This window comes from Pseudomonas sp. S2_A10, assembly GCF_054668465.1.
The window spans coordinates 5,039,325-5,055,894 of the sequence record NZ_CP162773.1 but is presented as its reverse complement, the minus strand read 5'-3'; the positions used below and the strand labels follow the sequence as shown (position 1 = coordinate 5,055,894).

The window sequence follows — 16,570 nt, the reverse complement described above, 5'->3', positions numbered from 1 at the left end:
TTGTCGTCCCTTAACCGCGTGGGGTCGTGGCGGCCAGCTTCGCAGCCGAACCCGATGCGCCCTTGGCAGGGGCAACTTTGGGCAGGTTGCTGGCTTCCAGCGCTTGACGTTGTTGAGCGAGGGCGGCGAGGGTCTGCTCGCTGGCCATCGGAATCACCTCGGGGGTGACCGGTGAGCCAGGACGAACTCGTTGCAAGCCCTTGACGATGATGGTGTCGTCCTTGTTCAGACCGTTGCGGACGATGCGCAGGCCTTCGATCTTCGGACCGAGTTCGACGGCGCGGTAGGCGGTCTTGTTGTCGCCATCCATCACCAGCACGAACTTCTTGCCCAGGTCAGTGCCCACGGCTTCGTCATTGATCAGCATGGCGTTGTAGGTGCCGCTGCCGACCAGTTTCAGCCGTGCGTACAAGCCCGGGGTGTAGGTGCCGTCAGCGTTGTCGAAGACTGCGCGACCACGGATGGTGCCGGTTTTCGGATTGACCTGGTTGTCGACGAAGTTCATCTGGCCGAGGTGCGGGTTGCCGTCTTCGTTGGACAGGCCCATGTATACCGGCGTAGTGGCGCCACGCTGGCCGTTGCGGGCCAGTTGGGTGTATTTGAGGAACACGCGTTCGTCGGCGTCGAAATAGGCGTAGACCTTGTCGGTGGAGACGACGCTGGTCAGTGCGGTGGTATCGGCGGTCACCAGGTTGCCGGCAGTGATTTCGGCGCGGCTGACGCGGCCGCTGATCGGTGCGGTCACGCGGGTGAAGCTCAGATTCAGTTTGGCCAGGTCCAATTGTGCCTGCAGAGCACCGACGGCGGCGCGGGCCTCTTGGGCAGCGCTGGTGCGCGAGTCGGCCAGTTCAGCGGAAATGGCGTTGCTGGTACGCAGACGTTCACCGCGAGCGGCTTCGTTTTCGCTGCGAGTGGCGGTGGCGCGGGCTTGAGCAACCAGAGCTTCGAGGCGGCGTACCTCGGCCTGGAACGGACGCGGATCGATCTGGAACAGCAGGTCGCCTTTCTTGACCAGCGCGCCTTCGGTGAACGCGACCTGATCGATCTGGCCCGAAACCCGTGGGCGGATTTCAACGGTTTCCGGCGCTTCGAGGCGCCCGGTAAATTCGTCCCACTCGTTGACCGGTTGTTCCAGCACCTTGGCCACGCTGACTTTGGCAGCGGGCGGGGCGCCGGCAGTCTCCGGAGTTTTGCCGCAGGCGCTCATCACCAGTACGGCCAGCATGGCCAACGGGAAGCGCAAATGTTTGAGTGATTGTTCCATGGATGCAATCCGCCGAAGTATTGAAGATGGGCGGATGATGCTCGGCGCGGGTGTGATGGCACGAATCGAATGAAGCAAAGGTAACTATCATTCGGAATGATATAAGCGCCGAGGCAGCCCTCTAGCATGCACCTTTCGTTAGGGGGCTAACAATCGGCCTGAAGGCAATTCTGTGTTGCTTGATCTGCAATGATTGCGACCGACGCTGCGCGCGGAGGATTATCCGGCGATTAAATACCTCGCTGTTACCAGCACCTCGCCCACTTGCCGGAGCAATACGCCAATGTCGCGGAACGGGCAACCAAGGGAGTTTCGCTCTAACATGAGCGCAACCTCATGCTCTGACATTTATCGTCCCCGGATCATTTTTATGCGCGACCTGCCCCCGACCGCGACCCTGCGTGCTTTTGAAGTGGCCACCCGACATCCGACGTTCACGGCTGCCGCTCAAGAGTTGCACGTGACCCAGAGCGCCGTCAGTCATCAGCTCCGGCACCTTGAAGAACTCTGGGGCTTGCAATTGTTCGAGCGCGGCAAGGCGTTGCGCCTCACAACAGCGGGGGCGACGCTGGCGCCGATCGTGCGCGAGTTTTTCATCAGCCTTGAAGCAACGCTGGAGGATCTGCGCGAGCAAAAGGACAGGGTTCGCCTGACTGTCAGCACCACCTATTCGTTCGCGTTGAAGTGGCTGCTGCCACGCTTGCCGAATCTGTCGCGCCTGCACCCGGAGCTGTTGGTGTCGCTGGATACCACGGACAAGATCATCCACTTCGCCAATGGCGAAGCCGATGTCGCAATCCGCTTGGGCAAGGGCAATTACCCCGGTCTGTATTCAGAGTTCCTCTTCGGCGAACAGGTGTTTCCCGTGGCCAGCCCCGAACTGCTGCAGCGCGTCGGCAGGCCGGGCAGTCCCGCCGAGTTGCTGCAGATGCCGTTACTCATTCGCGACGGCGCCGAGTTGGCGCCGAAATGGGAGGTGTGGTTTCAGTCCGTCGGGCTGGAGTTTTTACCGCTGCGCGAAGGCGTCAGGTTTGGCGACACCAACATGACGGTGGAAGCTGCGTTGCTCGGCCAGGGAATGGCGTTGGTGCGCAGCGGCCATGTCGAAAATGAAATTGCCGACGGCCGTCTGGTGAGGCTGTTCGATGTGCCGTTCACTTCGCCGCTTGCTTATTATTTCGTCTGTCCCAAAGGCATCGAAGCCCAGCCGCATATCCTCAAATTTCGCGAGTGGTTGCTCAGTGAAGCGTTGAAGGTGCAGAGCGCACAGCGCTGAAGTATGAGCAATTGCTCACGGTGTAATGAGGAGACTTCACTGTAAGGCCAATGCCAGGGATGCCTAGAATGCTGCATGCCAATCCATCTCGTACTCCTCGTTCTGTTCGCCGCGCTCCTGCACGCCAGCTGGAACGCGCTGCTGCGCGGTGGCGCCGATCGGCTCTGGTCGATGACGATGATGTGCGTGGCCATCGCCATCGTCTGCGCCATCGCCGCCTTTTTCATGGCCGCGCCTGCACCTGAGAGCTGGGGTTACGCGCTGCTCTCGGCACTGCTGCATGTCGGCTACAACCTGTTTCTGGTGCGCAGCTATCGGGTCGGCGATCTAGGGCAGATCTATCCGATTTCCCGTGGGTCGTCGCCAGCGCTGATCACCCTCGGCGCCGCGCTGTTTGCCGGCGAAACCATAACCCCCGGCGAACTGCTCGGCATTGGTCTGGTGTCCGGGGGGATCATTTCGTTGGCGTTCCGAGGGCGCAGCCTGTCGGTGCCGAGCCTGCCGTATGCGCTGGGCACCGGTTGTTTCATCGCCGCCTACAGCGTCGTCGATGGCATTGGCGCCAGGCTGTCCGGTGCGCCGCTCGCGTACACGGTGTGGATGAGCGCCCTGTGGGGTGTGTTGATGCCATTGGTGTATATCGGCCTGCGCGACGCCCGCAGTCTGTTTTCCGTACGGCCCGGCATGCTCGCCGCTGTGGGCGGCGGACTGGTTTCCTTACTGGCTTACGCAATCGTTATCTACGCGATGAACGAAGCGCCACTGGGCGCGGTGTCGGCCCTGCGTGAAACCAGCGTGCTGTTCGCGGCATTGCTCGGCTATTTGTTCCTCGGTGAAAAGCTCACCGTCCGCAGGATGCTGGCATGCGTGGTCATCGCCAGCGGCGCCATCATCATCGGCTGACATAGGCCAACTGCTCAGGAGAACGTCGCATGGATAAAGTCTCGCAAGCACCGCTGATTCTGATCACCGGCGGCAGTCGCGGAGTCGGCGCCGCCACCGCCCGACTCGCCGCCGCGCAAGGCTACGACGTCGCCATCAGCTACGTCGCCAACGAGTCTGCCGCTCTTGAGGTGGTGGCGGATATCGAAGCGTTGGGGCGCAAAGGCATCGCGGTGCGTGCTGACAGTGCTGACCCCGAGCAGGTTGCTGAACTGTTCTCGGCCGTCGATCGCTCATTTGGACGGATCGACGTTCTGGTCAATAACGCAGGCGTTCTGGCAAAACAGTCACGCATGGAGGGCCTCAGCTTCGAACGCATGCAGCGCATCTTCGCAGTCAATGCGTTGGGGCCGATCTTGTGCGCGCAGCAGGCGGTGAAGCGCATGTCTCTGCGCCACGGCGGAACGGGTGGCGTGGTGATCAATATTTCGTCTGCCTCCGCGCGCCTGGGCAGTCCCAATGAATACGTCGACTATGCAGCGTCGAAAGGCGCGCTGGAAACTTTCACCATCGGCTTTGCCAAGGAAGTCGCGCGCGAGGGAATTCGGGTTAACTGCATTCGCCCGGGGCACATCTATACCGATATGCACGCCAGCGGCGGCGAGCCGGGGCGGGTGGATCGCGTGAAGGAGTCGATCCCGATGGGCCGGGGCGGTCAGCCGGAAGAGGTGGCGCGGGCCATCTTGTGGCTGGCCAGCGCGGAGGCTTCGTTTGTCACCGGGACTTTTCTGGATGTGACGGGTGGCAAGTAGGTCCGGCTACAGGCTATCCGGATCCCCAAAAAACATCTGAATCCGCGACCTCAACCACCGCTCTCCCGGGTCGTTATCCTGCGACCCACGCCAGGCCATGTGCAGTTCAAATGTACGCGTCGGCAGCGGTGGATCTTCAGCCCGCAGACCGCCAGCTGCCGTCAGTGCCTCAGCCGTGTAATCCGGCACGGTCGCGACGATATCGGTGCCCGCCAGCAGCGTGCCCAGTCCGTTGAACTGTGGCACCGCGAGCACCACGTGCCGTTTGCGTCCGAGTTTTTCCAGTTCTTCATCGACAAAACCACTTAGGTCACCAGCAAACGACACCAGTGCGTGCGGTCGGGCGCAGTAGTCGTCCAGGCTCAGCGGCCCCGGCACGGTGTCGGCGCGCAGCAGCTTCGGTGCGCTGCGGCGCAGGACCTTGCGCTTGGCGTTGGCCGGCAGGTCGGTGGTGTAGCTGACGCCAATCGAAATCTCGCCCGAGGCCAGCAGGCCCGGCATCAATATGTAGTTGACCCGCCGCACCACGAGGACAATGCCCGGTGCTTCGGCGCGCAGACGCTTGAGCAGCATGGGCAGCAGCGCGAATTCGACGTCGTCGGACAAACCGATGCGAAACACCGAGGTGCTGGTCGCCGGATCAAAATCGGCGGCACGACTGACGGCGGTCGAGATCGAATCAAGGGCAGGCGAGAGCAGGGCGAAGATTTCCACCGCGCGCGCGGAAGGTTCCATGCTGCGACCGGTGCGGACAAACAAGGGATCGTCAAACAGGCTGCGCAGGCGCGACAGCGCCGCACTGATAGCCGGTTGGCCGAGGAACAATTTTTCCGCGGCCCGAGTCACACTGCGTTCGTGCATCAATGTTTCGAACACGATCAGCAGGTTCAGGTCGACACGACGCAGGTCATTACGATTCATCTGGAGTCCTGGCAGAGTCATCAAACTTGACGAGGGCGGCCATATGAGAACAATGGCCGGCATGAATCTTACGGGGAAAGGCTGGTACTCTGCACCGGAAAATTCAGCTTTACTGCGACGGTGGCAGGCCTTTTTTCATGGATTTTGCCAATGCCGCCCTTGATGCGGAATCAATGACAGGCATGTCGACTATTAATAGCCACTGATGGTCTTGGGTCGAAAGCCCAGATAGAGTTCATGGCATTAGAGGTTACTTTGACGAGGTTTGCGATGTCCCGCACGATCCGTTTTCACAAGTTTGGTCCGGCCGAGGTGCTCAAATGCGAAGAGCATGCGGCTGCTCAGCCAGGTCCTGGCGAAGTGCAGGTGCGTGTCGAGGCAATCGGCATCAGTTGGTACGACACCCTGTGGCGCCAGAATCTGGCGTCGTCCCAGGCACGTCTGCCTTCTGGCCTCGGTCATGAAATGGCTGGCGTGGTCACTGCGGTGGGCGCTGATGTCGAAGACCTGTCCGTCGGCGACAAAGTGGCCAGTTTTCCCGCGGAAAGCCCGAACGACTATCCGGTTTACGGCGAGTCGATCGTTCTGCCGCGCACCGCGCTGACCCGTTATCCCGATGTGCTCAGCCCGATCGAAGCGAGCGTGCATTACACGCCGCTGCTGATCGCCTACTTCGCTTATGCCGATCTGGCGCGGGTCAAACCGGGTCAATTTGCGCTGGTGACTGACGCCAGCCACTGCGCCGGCCCGTCGTTTGTGCAATTGGGCAAGGCGCTGGGTGTGCGAGTGATCGCGGCCACCAAATCGGCGGAGGAGCGGGAGTACCTGCTGTCCCTCGGTGCGGAGAAGGTCATCGTCACCGAAGAGGAAGATCTGTTGATGCGTATCAACAAGATCACCGACAACCGCGGCGTAGATGTGGTGTTCGATGGTCTTGGCGGTCCGCAGATGTCGTTGCTCGGCGATGTGCTGGCGCCACGCGGCAGTCTGGTGCTGTACGGGCTGCAAGGTGGTAACCAGACCCCGTTCCCGGCGTGTGCGGCGTTTCAGAAGAATATCCAGTTCTTCGTGCACTGCATCGGCAATTTCACCGGCAAGCCGGAGCTGGGCATTGTCCAGGACCACGTCGCTCTGCAGCGTGCTTTGCGTGACATCAACCAGTTGACCGCTGACCGCGTGCTTTTGCCGCTCAAGACTCGTGTATTCCCGTTCAACGAGTTCGTCGAAGCGCATCGCTACATGGACGAATGCCCATGCCGCGAGCGAGTGGCCCTGCAAGTGGAAACCGCGTAAATCCACCCATCAGAGTCCGTGGCCGCCACGGACTCTTTTCTGTTTATACCCTCCGCTGTCAGTAAACCCTCCCTGATATCGAAGCATTGGCCTTTTCAGTAACTGAACTGGTTTTTGCCGTTCATCTGTATCTTCTAATCACACTATAAGCACTGATAATTGAATGATTACTTTCATCTCAAGGAATGAGCTATGGCTGTGCATTCAATTTGTCCGAGGCAATATCAAATGGCTGGCTCAGCTGGCTTCGTCAATTTCTGTTTAATTGCTGTAGGGCGATTCGGAAGTTGCTTCTCTTTTTCTTGTAATGATTTGGCGTGGGACGTTGTGGGAAGTTTCCTCAGAACATTGTTGAGTGGCGAAAGGCCAATGAATACGGGTGGTTGAGCGTCCAGCCTGGCATCTGGAAGGCTTTGTTCAGGTGAAGTGTTTCAAATAACTACAACTTTGTAAGTGTTAGCATTTCAGCGTCTATTACTTATTGATCCAATTGCCGCGCGCCTACTGTCATGTCTGCGCGGCATGAAACTTTTGATACCGGGTAAATACCGATGAGCACGATCCATGATCAGGCAATGAACTATGTCTATCAGCAAGTATTGCAGCGTTTGCTGAGTTTCTTTTCCCGAGCCGAGCGCACGGCATTGCAGTTGCTGATACAGCGCTTGGTGGTGGCCGCTGGCGGCATGGAAAACATCGGGCAGTTCAAGGTGCTGGTGCCTCAGTCCGGCTTGCGGGACGGCTGCTATACCCTGGCCTTGCTCCGGGCCGCTCAGTTGACCATTGCCGGCCGTGCTCCGGCGACCTTTCAGCTGCGCGTGGCTTCCCTGCGCTGGAATGGCGACAGCCCGCTCGCCCTGCAAAACCTGCATCGCAGCTACAGCGCGCTATTCCTTTATGACGATCCGCGGGTCGAGGTGCTGATGGTGGATAACCGCGAGGTCCTGCCGTTCGACCATCGCACGCCTGTCAGCAATGAAGGGCGCGAGGCCAGCCGGGTCAATCTGCTGCTGGTGGGGCACTGTCGCACCTGGCTGGAAACGCCTGAATTATGGGATGACGCCTACCTGGCGACGGCCGAGTACTACAGCCAGATCGCGCGCTGGAACAACGGCGTCGACGCCATGATCAGCACCGAAACCAAAGGCAGTCAGCAGCATTTCCTCGAAGGCCTGAACCGCGCGATGCAGCGAGTGGCAATACCGGCTCCAGGCCTGGTCAATGCCGGATTCGAAACGCTTTTTCCTCTGCTCGACGAGCTCGGTGACGACTTTTACCGGGAACTGCGTGCCGATGATGACCGGACCGTGTGGCGGCCGGAAGGTGAATTCGAAGCCTGCCGGCGCACCAGTTTTATCGACATCAACGACATGATGGTCGGCAAGCTCGAGGACCGCTGGCCGCTGTTGGGCGAGTTTCTCGGTTATGAACCTGATGATCTGGCGCTGTACCAAGGCGAAGCGGTGTTTGCTGATCCTCTGATCTCGGCACACGTGCGAGGGTTGTATGCACGGTTCATCGAAGGGCGCGCCTATGAGGCGGGCATCGACGATTACGTCCGGCACACGCTGGCCGACATGCGGCGAAAGCAGGTTGCAGAGCCCGTCTGCGAGCACTTGCTGGCCAGCTACGACAACGCCGGCGGGCCAGAACAACTGCGGATGCTTGCCGAGGATTACCTCAGCAATGGTTTCGGATTGAACGAAACGCAGTTGGCGTGCCTGCTGTTTGCGCCGTTCATCGACAACGGCAAAGGTCTCGAACGCTTCCTGCGCAATTGTCATCCCGGCATGCTGGTCGCCATGCCGGACCTGCACCGCGCCATGCAGGGTCTGCACGCACCTGAGCAGGTGATGAAGTGGCTGACGGAAGTCAGCGGCTTGCCAGTCAGGCTGTTGAACCGCCTGTATGCGATGGGTCCTGTGCAGATTGATGCACCTGCGCAATTCTCCTCGGAGAGTTCGGGTTCGGACGAGGCGCGTTCGGCTGCGCCGTTCGAGCGGTCGACGGAACGCTGACGGTGAGCCAGAGCCTGGATTGTGAACCAATATCTACGGAAATGAGGGTGTGAAGGGCGCGCGGGACAACGACTTTGTTTATCAGGCAGTTTATCGATATCTGACAACGCTGATTGATGCTGCCGGAGGTGGTGGGGCGGTACGCATGCCTTCCTTGCGACAACTGGCGGACCGGCTGAATGTCTCCATCTCAACGGTGCAATACGCCTATTCGCTTCTGGAAAAGGAAGGCCGGGTCTATTCGATCGCCAAGTCAGGGTATTATGCGCAAGCGCAGTTCAGCATGGATGCACCCGGCAACGGCAATGACCTGCTGGAGACCCTGTACGTCAACGCCAGGCGTCCCGGGATGTGTGTGTTGAGTGCTGACGAACCGGCCTCGCTGCAACCGTTGGACAGTCCGTTGCTGACCTCGGAACGTGAGCTCTTGCGTCAATACCCGCGTCAGTTGCAGACATTCGTGCAGCCTTGCGGTGAACTGGAACTGCGGGTTGCGCTGGCGGCGCGGTATACCAGCTCGACAGAGCACTTCTGGCACGCCGATGACATTTATATCGGTGCTGATCTGCGCGGGGTCCTGGAGATTCTGATTTCGGTGCTTGGATTGCGTCAGGCCACCGTGATTGTCGAATCACCGTGCGACTGGGTCATCCTGCGCCTGCTCGAGTCGTGCGGAGTACGCGTGATCGAGTGGCCATTGCTTGCCCGAGGCGTGCTCGATCTGTCGGCACTCGAATCACTGCTGAAGAACGAGCCGGTTCGTTTGATCCTGCTGTCTTCCGTGCTGAGCATGCCCCAAGGCAACGGTTTCACTCGCGAGTGTCAGCAGGCCACGGCGCAGTTGCTCAATCATCATGGCGTCTGGGTACTGGAAAACGACTGCTACAGCGAGCTTGACGAGCGCAATGATTCGCAGCGTTTGCGCAGTTGGCTCGATCCTGATCGTCTGCTGGTGTTTTCCACTTTCGAGAAATTCATCGGCGCCGAAGCACCATTCGGTTTCGTCTTGTCGCGTCACTGGCGCGAGGAATTGCAGCGCCATTTTCTGCTGCGGGCGTTTCGCTTGTCGCCCATTCGCCAAAAGGCGATTGCGCGGCTGTTGAATGGCGGACGGCTTGATCAGCATTTATTCGTGTTGCGGCGAATGCTGGGTGAGCGGCGAGCCATGTTGATTCAGGTACTGCGCGAACGCCTGGGCGATACCCTGCAGATTGGCGAGCCGCCGGGCGGGGCGACGGTGTGGGTACGTTCGTTACGCCCGGTCGACATGGCAAGCGTCTTTCACCGCCTGCTCAAGCAACAGATCATCGTCGCACCGGGCGAGCTGTTCAGTCTGCAGGGCTTGCATGCGGATCATCTGCGTTTGAGCGCGCTAAACCATGGCGAGCGGGATTTGCCGAGTGTCATCGGCTTGCTCGGCGATGCCTTGCGCCTGTCGCCCGGCCGATAACGTTAAAAAACATCGGGCGAGTTTCGGATACATCCCGTCGCACAGTGGTCAAACTGCCAGTAAACTGCGCTGCATTTCCTGAACCACTCCGATTTCAGAGGTTTTTGCATGACACTCAGTCCTTTTGCGGGCAAACCGGCACCGGCAGAACTGTTGGTCGACATCCCGCGACTGGTTACGGCCTATTACACCGGCCAGCCTGATGCATCGATTTCTACCCAGCGAGTGGCGTTCGGCACGTCCGGCCACCGCGGCAGTTCGTTCGATTTAAGTTTCAACGAATGGCACGTTCTGGCCATCAGCCAGGCGATCTGCCTGTATCGCGAAGCCCAGGGCATCACCGGCCCGCTGTTTGTCGGCATCGACACCCATGCACTGTCGACCCCGGCCGGCGCCAGCGCACTGGAAGTCCTCGCCGCCAACGGCGTCACCGTGATGATCGCCGAAGGCGATGAGTACACCCCGACCCCGGCAGTTTCCCACGCCATTCTCTGCTACAACCGCGGCCGTACCTCTGGCCTGGCGGACGGTATCGTCATCACGCCGTCGCACAACCCGCCACAAAGCGGTGGCTACAAATACAACCCAACCAACGGTGGCCCGGCCGATACCCACATCACCAAGTGGATCGAAGCCAAGGCCAACGAGCTGCTGGCGAACAAACTGGCCGGGGTCAAACGCATCAGCTACGAGCAAGCGCTCAAGGCCAGCACCACCCATCGCCACGATTACTTGAACACTTATGTCGCCGACCTGATCAACGTCATCGACTTCGATGCCATCCGCGACGCCAAGCTGCGTCTGGGTGTCGATCCGCTGGGCGGAGCAGGGGTGCGCTACTGGTCGGCCATTGCCGAACACTATCGTCTCGACCTGGAAGTGGTGAATAAACAGGTCGATTCAACGTTCCGTTTCATGACCGTCGACTGGGACGGTCAGATCCGCATGGACCCATCGTCCAGCCACGCGATGCAGGGCCTGATCGGCCTCAAAGAGCGTTTCGACGTGGCGTTTGCCTGCGACCCGGATCATGACCGCCACGGCATCGTCACGCCGTCCGGTGGTTTGCTCGCGCCGAACAACTATCTGGCGGTATCCATCGACTACCTGTTCCAGAACCGTCCGCAATGGCGCGCTGATGCCGCCGTGGGCAAAACCGTGGTCAGCAGCGGCCTGATCGACCGCGTGGCCAAGCGCCTGGGCCGTCGTCTCTACGAAGTGCCGGTTGGTTTCAAGTGGTTCGCCGATGGCCTGTTCGATGGTTCGCTGGGTTTTGGCGGTGAAGAGAGTGCTGGCGCCTCGTTCCTGCGCAAGGACGGCGGCGTGTGGAGCACTGACAAGGATGGCCTGATTCCAGCCTTGCTCGCCGCCGAAATGACGGCGCGCACCGGGCGCGATCCAAGCCAGGCCTACCGCGCCCTGACCGACGAACTGGGCGAGCCGTTCTCGGTACGCGTCGACGCCAAGGCCAACCCTGAGCAAAAGGCACTGCTGAGCAAGCTGGCGCCGGAACAGGTCACCTCGACCGAGCTGGCAGGCGAGAAGATCCAGAGCATCCTCAGCCATGCACCGGGCAACGATCAAGCCATTGGTGGTCTGAAAGTCATGACCGAGAACGGCTGGTTCGCCGCGCGTCCTTCGGGCACTGAAGACATCTATAAGATCTACGCCGAAAGCTTCCTCGGCGACGACCACCTCAAGCAACTGGTGGCCGAGGCGCAAACTTTGGTAGATGGCGCCATTTCCAGCAAATGATGCGCACATGAAAAAGGGCAACCGTGAGGGTTGCCCTTTTTTATTGCCTGCAGATCAAGCCAGGTCGACCAGTACGATCTCGCTGTCTTCGATCGCCGTGACCGTCAGCACTTGCTCATGGGCTACCGCCACACCGTCACGCGCTTGGGCACGCAAGCCATTGACCTCGATCACGCCAGTGGCCGGAACCAGATAGGCGCGACGCCCTTCGTCGAGCCGGTATTCGGCGGTTTCACCGGCCTTGATGTTCGCCGCCACCAGGCGCGCATTGGCGCGAATGTGCAGGCTCTGATCGTCGCCGTCCTTGCCGCTGGCCAAGGTGACAAAACCTTCGCGCTCGCCTTTGGGAAACGGCTTGGCGCCCCAGGACGGCGGCGCACCGGTTTCGGTCGGCAGAATCCAGATCTGGAAGATCTTGGTTTCCTTGTCTTCGAGGTTGTACTCGCTGTGGGCGATGCCGGTGCCGGCACTCATCACTTGTACATCACCAGCTTCGGTGCGGCCCTTGTTGCCCAAATTGTCCTGGTGCGTGATGGCACCTTCACGCACGTAAGTGATGATTTCCATGTCGCGGTGCGGATGCTGCGGGAAACCGGTGCCTGCGGCGATGATGTCGTCGTTCCACACGCGCAAGTTACCCCAGCTCATCCGCTGCGGATCATAGTATTCGGCAAACGAAAAGTGGTGATGCGCGTCCAGCCAGCCATGATGGGCGCCGCCCAGCGAGCTGAAGGGTCTGAGTTCAAGCATGATCGTCTCCTTAAATTAGGTTCGTCAGGGGGCGGGCCCCGTGGTTGATGACGACGATCATCTATCAGCCAATCATCGATAAAAAGCGCAAAAACTGCCGCATCATGATCAGGTTATTTGATAGGAATTTGCCTCAAAATTGTCTCATCCGACTTTCAATTCGTCGCCTAAACCGATGACCTGTAAGCATTTCGCTAGAACTCATCAGCAAATCCAGACACCATAGCCGCCACAGCCTCACACCCTGGAGTCCGTCAGCGTGGCGCAACACACCCCCGATCTTCCCCCTGAACTTCGTCCACTGGCCGAGATGCCTTGGTTCAAGCGTCTGGCCGCGCGATTCTTTGGTCACGGGTTGACCAAGCTGCGCGCCCAACACCGGGCATCGTGGCTGCACGGGCAAGCCGACGGATTTCGCAGCGGGCACACCGCCGGCGTCGAATATGGTTTCAAGGAGGGCAAGCTTGAGGGTCTGGAGGAAGGCCGCCAGGTTCTGCTGATTCGCGACAGCCGCAACACCGAGCATCGGCCGCCCAGCGTCGATAACCACCTGTTCGATGACTGGCGCCTGCCGCTCACCGCCGAACTGAAAAAACGCATCAAGGCTGACGTCGCCCGTTTGCTTCCGGCCCACGCCCAGCCCAGCGCTGCGCAGTGGAAGATGATCTTCAGCGATACGCCGTCCACCTCGGTGGTCGCCGGTGCGGGCGCCGGCAAGTCGACCACATTGGTGCTGCGCATACTGTTGCTCAGCCATTATCTGGGTTTTGAGCTGGATTCGATGACTGTGGTGACCTTCACCCGTGAATCGCGCAAGGACTTCATCAACAAGCTCATCGAAATATTCACGTTGTGGGGGCAGCCGCTGAACCTCAAGCAGGCGCGCGAACTGGTGCGAACCTTCCACTCGCGCATCCTGCCGATGGTGCGCAGCCTGCCGGGTTTCGAGCGCTTGCAGGCCTTCGAGAACCTCAGCGATCGCCCGCAAAGTGGCGCAGAGGAGGTCGACAGCAATCCGTTTGACCTGCGGATCAACGACGCGCAGCGGCAGCAACTGAACGCTTGTTATCACCGGCTGTTCAACGACGATGAGCGTTTCCGCCAGTTGATCCAGCCGCTGTCCCGCGCGGGTTTGCAATTAAAGGAACTGGAACGCGACCACCCCGATGTGCAGAAACGCATGGCGGTCACCGAACTGGCGGCCAAGCGCGATGAAGAGCTCTGCGATGTCATCGAGGATCTGTGGTTTCGCGCCGGTGCGTGGCCCATTAAAGGCATCGAGCCGAATCGGCAGGCCTTCGAAATCAATGGCTCGAAGTTCCACGCTCACGGCTATATTCCCAGCCTCGATGCCTGGGTGGTGCTCGGCTTTGATCCCAAGGAAAACGCCCAGCTGACCCGACCCAACGCCAAGCTGAGTGTCCGTGCAGAGTGGGCGGTCAAGCGCACCCTGTTTCAAGCTTTCTGCCGTAAGCCATTGATATGGATGGATAGTTACGAGTCATCCAGGCGCGTTCTTGCGACGTTGGCCGGAGATGCTAGCGCCGGTCCCGGCTTTGATTACAAGGTCAAGGGCGAGCTGGCATCCTCGCCATTGCTGGACTGTTTTGTCGCCGCGGCAGGCTTCATCGAAAACCTCGGCCTGGATGTGCCGGACGCGGTCAGTCGGATGAGCTTCGCCAAGGACGATCCCGATCGCTTTTTCTTTGAAGCCCTGAGCCTGTTCTGGCGCGCATTTGAAGATCACTTGCTGGATCAGAAGCCGCCAGTGATGACCTACAACCGCATGTTCGCGCTGTTCAGCGAGCACTCGCCGGAAAACCTCAAGCTGCTCAGCGATGAGTTGCTGCGGCCTATGGCGCATTTGATGATCGATGAGTTCCAGGACGTATCGCCGCAGATCGTTTCGTGGATTCGCGCCAGCCTCAATGAAATCCGCAGCCGTGGCCCGGCCATGCACGTTGGGCGAGGGGCGCAGCGTTCGTCGCTATTGTGTGTTGGCGATGACTGGCAGTCGATTTACGGTTGGCGCGGCAGCTCACCGAGCTACTTCATGGAGTTCAACAAGGAATTTCCTTCACCGAGCACCACAAGAGTGATGCTCAGTGACAACTATCGCAGCCATCAGCACATCATCGACGCCGCCGAACACATTGTCCGTGCAGCGCCGGCAATCGCAGGCAAGAAGGCCAAGGCCAGTGGTGAGCCCAAGCCGCTTCACCCGGTCAATGTGCTTGAGCGGGATGATGAAGCATTGGGTCAGCGCTTGGCCGAGCATTATCGGCGCGGCGATTCAATCTTGATGCTTTATCGAAAAAGCAGCGATAAGTTATTGATAGAGCAGCATATTCAGCCTGTACTTAATGTAGATTCGAGCTTGCCCTATGATGCGCGGCGGCTGAAACAGCTGACCTATCACAGCGCCAAAGGCTTGCAGGCTGATGCGGTATTCCTGCTGGGTGATTGCCAGCATCTGACCAGTTCTCCGTACAAGAACCAGGTGTATCGCATGGCGGGATTGGGCAAAAGTGGCGATAGCGAGCCGTACGACAATGCGCAAAAAGACGAAATCCTGCGCCTTGCCTACGTTGGTATCACGCGCGCCGTCAGCCATTGCTACTGGTACGTCGAACCGCAGGAAACCCAAGCGGTAAACATGCCGAGGGCATCGGATCGAGTTGCCAAGGGCAAGCCGTTCTTCGTCGATCATCGAACCGAGAAGGCCAGCGCCTGATCAATAAAAAAGCCCGAATCGCTGCGGGCTTTTTGTTTTAAATCAGGCGGTTATGCGTAGCTCTTGAGAGATTCAGGAGGAGTGAAAGCTTCCAGCTCATCCTCGATGGCTTCGATGATGCGCTCGACGTCTGCCGCGTTCATCACCGTTGCGCAGGGAATGCCGGCAATGGCGATCATGGTTTCGCCGCTGGCACGATCAAACAGACGGGCGATCAGGCTGCCCGGCGCATCCATCGTCGCCTCGAAACCCATGGGATGAAAATGCCAGCGCATCAGCTGGCAAGCGTTTGGAAAGGTGACTTTGCTGAACCCTTTATTCATGGTGTTGCCCGCCTGCTTCATCGAGCGCTTCCTTTTGCTCATGTTAGGTGGGAAGAGCCTTCATTGGCTCAACCAGTGCTTGAGCTTTAAAAGTAGCATCCGTGTGTGAAAAAACTGTGAGTTTTTTCAGTCCGTTTAGCGATTGATTCGCATTTTTTGATGTAAGTCACTGGCTCATCGATTATCGCCAAAACGCCACCATGGATTTTTCATTGAAGCGGCAGACGAAGTTGGGCAAGCTCGGTTCTTTTTCGCCGAGCCGCTTATGCACGCCGATGACGACGGCCCAGAACAGACCCAGGCCACGGCCGCCACGGTCATGCGCTATCACCTGAGCTGGAAACACCGGGATCTGGACAGCGTCATGGCGCTTTATCACGCCGATATCCAGTACAACGATTTCTTTCAGAATCGCGTACTCAGACTGGATGAGTTACGCGAGTACGTGCGCGTGAGCATGCCGCGAGAATCCGACGAACTGCTCGAGCATTGCGACCGCATTCGGGTGGATGGCAATACCGCGTTCATTCAGTACGAAGTGACCTTGCGTGGAGGCGATGGTTTGGTGTCGTTCCGTTCCAGCGAAGCGATCACGGTCAAGGACGGCCTGATATGGCGCGTCAATGAATACGCCTCGCTGGTGCGTACCCAAACCAACGGCAGTTCGGCACCGAGCCGTCCGGCGGTCAGTCGTCTCGGTCTGTCACCGCGCCAACTGAGCTTCATGGCCGAAGACCTGCAGCAGTATTTCGAGAAGCAGCAGCCTTATCTGGACCCTGAGCTTGACCTGCAAAGGGTGGCGAAGGAGTGCGGGTACAGCCGCAATCAGATTTCCTATCTGCTCAATCAGGTACTCGGGCAAAGCTTTTATCGCTACGTCAACCAGGCGCGCCTGCAGCATTTGCTGCGTGCACTGGACAGCGCCGCACCGCCATTGCGCGTCGACGAGCTGGCGTTTGCCGCCGGTTTCAATTCGCTGTCGGCGTTTTACAAATGCTTTCGCGAGCACACCGGCCAGTCGCCCAAGGCCTACGCCAAACAAATTTCTCTGCGGGCACGCGCGCAAGACATCCACTGACGGCAGCCACTAGG

Annotated in this window: 13 protein-coding genes; 9 read left to right on the top strand and 4 right to left on the bottom strand. The window is 59.2% G+C overall.

What is annotated here, in order from left to right:
- Positions 1 to 10 precede the first annotated feature (10 nt).
- Positions 11 to 1,264, bottom strand: coding sequence for a multidrug efflux RND transporter periplasmic adaptor subunit MexE (gene mexE / locus AB4N41_RS22680; RefSeq protein WP_039761553.1), 1,254 nt, complete (start codon positions 1,262 to 1,264; stop codon positions 11 to 13).
- Positions 1,265 to 1,634: 370 nt separating this feature from the next.
- On the opposite strand from mexE, the gene gcvA reads away from it, so the two are divergent.
- From gcvA to AB4N41_RS22665, 3 genes are all read left to right on the top strand, one after another.
- Positions 1,635 to 2,540, top strand: a complete 906-nt coding sequence (gene gcvA / locus AB4N41_RS22675) for a transcriptional regulator GcvA (RefSeq protein ID WP_460138057.1) — start codon at positions 1,635 to 1,637, stop codon at positions 2,538 to 2,540.
- A gap of 75 nt (positions 2,541 to 2,615) precedes the next feature.
- Positions 2,616 to 3,443 carry an EamA family transporter gene (locus AB4N41_RS22670; RefSeq protein WP_460138055.1) on the top strand — a complete coding sequence of 276 codons (828 nt, stop codon included), beginning with the start codon at positions 2,616 to 2,618 and terminating at the stop codon, positions 3,441 to 3,443.
- 29 nt (positions 3,444 to 3,472) lie between these two features.
- On the top strand, positions 3,473 to 4,234 hold the full coding sequence (locus AB4N41_RS22665) for an SDR family oxidoreductase (protein ID WP_256809980.1): 762 nt from the start codon (positions 3,473 to 3,475) through the stop codon (positions 4,232 to 4,234).
- Positions 4,235 to 4,240: 6 nt separating this feature from the next.
- Here the strand turns inward: AB4N41_RS22665 and AB4N41_RS22660 are convergent, their stop codons facing one another.
- Positions 4,241 to 5,155 (bottom strand): LysR family transcriptional regulator, encoded by a 915-nt coding sequence (locus AB4N41_RS22660; RefSeq protein ID WP_016774850.1) that lies wholly within the window; start codon positions 5,153 to 5,155, stop codon positions 4,241 to 4,243.
- A 270-nt stretch (positions 5,156 to 5,425) separates the two neighbouring features.
- Here AB4N41_RS22660 and AB4N41_RS22655 point away from each other — a divergent pair, with 270 nt between their 5' ends.
- The 4 genes from AB4N41_RS22655 (at position 5,426) to pgm (ending at position 11,671) form a co-directional block, all read left to right on the top strand.
- Positions 5,426 to 6,448 (top strand): zinc-dependent alcohol dehydrogenase family protein, encoded by a 1,023-nt coding sequence (locus AB4N41_RS22655; RefSeq protein WP_095180096.1) that lies wholly within the window; start codon positions 5,426 to 5,428, stop codon positions 6,446 to 6,448.
- 551 nt (positions 6,449 to 6,999) lie between these two features.
- A complete protein-coding gene (locus AB4N41_RS22650) occupies positions 7,000 to 8,466 on the top strand; it encodes a hypothetical protein (protein ID WP_460138053.1) in 1,467 nt (488 codons plus the stop codon).
- Between the two features lie 49 nt (positions 8,467 to 8,515).
- Positions 8,516 to 9,916 carry an aminotransferase-like domain-containing protein gene (locus AB4N41_RS22645; RefSeq protein ID WP_460138051.1) on the top strand — a complete coding sequence of 467 codons (1,401 nt, stop codon included), beginning with the start codon at positions 8,516 to 8,518 and terminating at the stop codon, positions 9,914 to 9,916.
- A 108-nt stretch (positions 9,917 to 10,024) separates the two neighbouring features.
- On the top strand, positions 10,025 to 11,671 hold the full coding sequence (gene pgm, locus AB4N41_RS22640) for a phosphoglucomutase (alpha-D-glucose-1,6-bisphosphate-dependent) (RefSeq protein ID WP_095180093.1): 1,647 nt from the start codon (positions 10,025 to 10,027) through the stop codon (positions 11,669 to 11,671).
- 54 nt (positions 11,672 to 11,725) lie between these two features.
- On the opposite strand, the gene AB4N41_RS22635 is transcribed toward pgm, so the two are convergent.
- Positions 11,726 to 12,421, bottom strand: a complete 696-nt coding sequence (locus AB4N41_RS22635) for a pirin family protein (protein WP_073476198.1) — start codon at positions 12,419 to 12,421, stop codon at positions 11,726 to 11,728.
- 259 nt (positions 12,422 to 12,680) lie between these two features.
- Between AB4N41_RS22635 and AB4N41_RS22630 the strand changes: the two genes are divergently transcribed.
- On the top strand, positions 12,681 to 15,155 hold the full coding sequence (locus AB4N41_RS22630) for a UvrD-helicase domain-containing protein (protein WP_460138049.1): 2,475 nt from the start codon (positions 12,681 to 12,683) through the stop codon (positions 15,153 to 15,155).
- A gap of 50 nt (positions 15,156 to 15,205) precedes the next feature.
- On the opposite strand, the gene AB4N41_RS22625 is transcribed toward AB4N41_RS22630, so the two are convergent.
- Positions 15,206 to 15,478 (bottom strand): DUF1652 domain-containing protein, encoded by a 273-nt coding sequence (locus AB4N41_RS22625; RefSeq protein WP_252880156.1) that lies wholly within the window; start codon positions 15,476 to 15,478, stop codon positions 15,206 to 15,208.
- A 265-nt stretch (positions 15,479 to 15,743) separates the two neighbouring features.
- On the opposite strand from AB4N41_RS22625, the gene AB4N41_RS22620 reads away from it, so the two are divergent.
- Positions 15,744 to 16,556 (top strand): AraC family transcriptional regulator, encoded by an 813-nt coding sequence (locus AB4N41_RS22620; RefSeq protein ID WP_056789824.1) that lies wholly within the window; start codon positions 15,744 to 15,746, stop codon positions 16,554 to 16,556.
- Positions 16,557 to 16,570 lie beyond the last annotated feature (14 nt).

Excerpts from the sequence above, each read along its gene's own strand:
- mexE (WP_039761553.1), bottom strand. The coding sequence starts at position 1,264 with ATGGAACAATCACTCAAACATTTGCGCTTCCCGTTGGCCATGCTGGCC.
- gcvA (WP_460138057.1), top strand. The coding sequence starts at position 1,635 with ATGCGCGACCTGCCCCCGACCGCGACCCTGCGTGCTTTTGAAGTGGCC.
- AB4N41_RS22670 (WP_460138055.1), top strand. The coding sequence starts at position 2,616 with ATGCCAATCCATCTCGTACTCCTCGTTCTGTTCGCCGCGCTCCTGCAC.
- AB4N41_RS22665 (WP_256809980.1), top strand. The coding sequence starts at position 3,473 with ATGGATAAAGTCTCGCAAGCACCGCTGATTCTGATCACCGGCGGCAGT.
- AB4N41_RS22660 (WP_016774850.1), bottom strand. The coding sequence starts at position 5,155 with ATGAATCGTAATGACCTGCGTCGTGTCGACCTGAACCTGCTGATCGTG.
- AB4N41_RS22655 (WP_095180096.1), top strand. The coding sequence starts at position 5,426 with ATGTCCCGCACGATCCGTTTTCACAAGTTTGGTCCGGCCGAGGTGCTC.
- AB4N41_RS22650 (WP_460138053.1), top strand. The coding sequence starts at position 7,000 with ATGAGCACGATCCATGATCAGGCAATGAACTATGTCTATCAGCAAGTA.
- pgm (WP_095180093.1), top strand. The coding sequence starts at position 10,025 with ATGACACTCAGTCCTTTTGCGGGCAAACCGGCACCGGCAGAACTGTTG.
- AB4N41_RS22635 (WP_073476198.1), bottom strand. The coding sequence starts at position 12,421 with ATGCTTGAACTCAGACCCTTCAGCTCGCTGGGCGGCGCCCATCATGGC.
- AB4N41_RS22625 (WP_252880156.1), bottom strand. The coding sequence starts at position 15,478 with ATGAATAAAGGGTTCAGCAAAGTCACCTTTCCAAACGCTTGCCAGCTG.
- AB4N41_RS22620 (WP_056789824.1), top strand. The coding sequence starts at position 15,744 with ATGCACGCCGATGACGACGGCCCAGAACAGACCCAGGCCACGGCCGCC.